1 protein-coding gene is annotated in these 430 nt (G+C 80.5%); it reads left to right on the forward strand.

The genetic code is table 11. The annotated features are described in order from the left end of the window. On the forward strand, positions 1–430 hold a 430-nt coding region (locus AC2CJA_RS27255), incomplete at both ends, for an FtsK/SpoIIIE domain-containing protein (protein WP_484605283.1).

Below are 430 nucleotides of genomic sequence, written 5' to 3' on the forward strand. Positions count from 1 at the left end.
GGCCGAGGCCGTTCTGGGCGCGGGCCCGCACGGCCCGGTCACCGCCGATCTCGCGGCCGGCCTCGGCCCCTTCCTGGTCTCCGGTCCGGCCGGCTCCGGCAAGACCGAGCTGCTGCGCTCGGCGGCCGCCTCGCTGGCCGCCGGGGAGCGGCCGGACCGGCTGGTCCTGGTCCTGGTCGACGGGGACGGCGACGGGCTGCGGGCCTGCGGCGATCTGCCGCACGCCTCGACGTACCTGGCCGCGGGGGACCCGGTGCGGATGCGGGAGTTCGCCCAGGCCCTGGGCGGCGAGCTGAAGCGCCGCGCGGAACTGCTCGGCGACCGCCCGTACGAGGCGTACGCGGCGGAGGCACCGCCCGCGCGGCACCATGCCCCCGGCGGCCCTGCCGGTTCCGCCACCGGCCCCGCCGCCCGGGTGGTCGCCCAGCGC

Source organism: Streptomyces sp. ATLC9, from assembly GCF_057196705.1.